Raw genomic sequence first — 1,209 nt, 5'->3', positions numbered from 1 at the left:
ACTTCGACAAGCTCCTTTAGATTTGTTTTTTAGATATTTATGAAAGAGAAAGGAAACAAAAGTAACCTATGACAAGGCTCTAAGTTTTAAGACTTATAAGCTGATTTAGACTTTTGTTTCCCTTTTCATCAAAAGGCTCATATAGAAATTTAGGTAATACCTATTATCAAGGAGTTAAGCAATTGATGAATTTTCTCTATTCATTTTCACTTAAAAACAAAGTTATGAAAAAGACAGTTATTGGTATTGATGTAAGTAGTAGAACATTAGACTTGAGTGTTATTGAGCATAAACAAGTTCATTATGCTACAATTGAAAACAAGGTTAAAAGTATTGTGAAATTTTTAAAAGCGTATGATGATACAAAAACCATTATAGCTATGGAAAATACAGGAAGATATAACTGGTATATCTATGAAGCCTTAGAACAGTTTTCATTTGAAGTATATGTAATATCACCTTTACATTTAAGCAAAAGCTTAGGATTAGTTAGAGGTAAAAACGATAAAATAGATGCTCTTAGAATTTGTCAATTTGTTCAGAAAAACAAAGCAGAACTTACAGCTTGGCAACCTACTGCTAGGAACATTCAATGTCTTAAGGTTTTATTATCAGAGCGTAATTCTAGAATCAAAACCAAAAGACAGCTTTTGGCTAGACAGAATGATTATAAACTAATGAAAACCTTAGGATTGGATAAAGAATTGTTAGCCTTAAATAAACAACAAGTCAAAGCCTTAGAAAAACAAATTAAAAAGATAGAACACAAAATAAACGATATTATTGAATCAGATCAGAAACTTAAAAATCAACAACAATTAATTAAAACCATTCCTGGAGTTGGTAATGTATTGTCTTGGACTATAATTGGGAAAACAGAAGGTTTTTCAAAATTTACAAACCCAAGAAAATTTGCTTGTTTTGCTGGAGTAGTACCTTTTGAATATCAATCAGGATCCTCTATATATCGAAAACCCAAATTATCGATGTTTGCGGATAAAGAACTCAAAAGTATTCTACACTTGGCTGCAATGAGCGCTATAAGACTAGACAACGATCTAAGAAAATATTATGTGAAAAAAGTAAAAGAAGGTAAAAATAAAATGAGTGTACTTAACGCAGTGAGAAATAAAATTATTCATAGAATCTTTGCTATAATAAAAAACCAAACTGCTTATAAAAACAATTTGGTTTTGTCATAGAAATCAG

General features: G+C 29.3%; 1 protein-coding gene. It reads left to right on the top strand.

All coding sequences use genetic code 11. From position 1 onward, the window contains the following. The first annotated feature begins 224 nt into the window (after window positions 1–224). Window positions 225–1,202 carry an IS110 family transposase gene (locus Q1B37_RS24170; RefSeq protein ID WP_299903339.1) on the top strand — a complete coding sequence of 326 codons (978 nt, stop codon included), beginning with the start codon at window positions 225–227 and terminating at the stop codon, window positions 1,200–1,202. Window positions 1,203–1,209 lie beyond the last annotated feature (7 nt).

The organism is uncultured Aquimarina sp. (genome assembly GCF_947492965.1).
Lineage (GTDB): Bacteria > Bacteroidota > Bacteroidia > Flavobacteriales > Flavobacteriaceae > Aquimarina.
This window is presented reverse-complemented; position numbering and strand designations above follow the sequence as displayed.

Bases quoted from the DNA above. Each gene is read 5' to 3' on its own strand.
- Q1B37_RS24170 (WP_299903339.1), top strand. From the start codon at position 225: ATGAAAAAGACAGTTATTGGTATTGATGTAAGTAGTAGAACATTAGAC.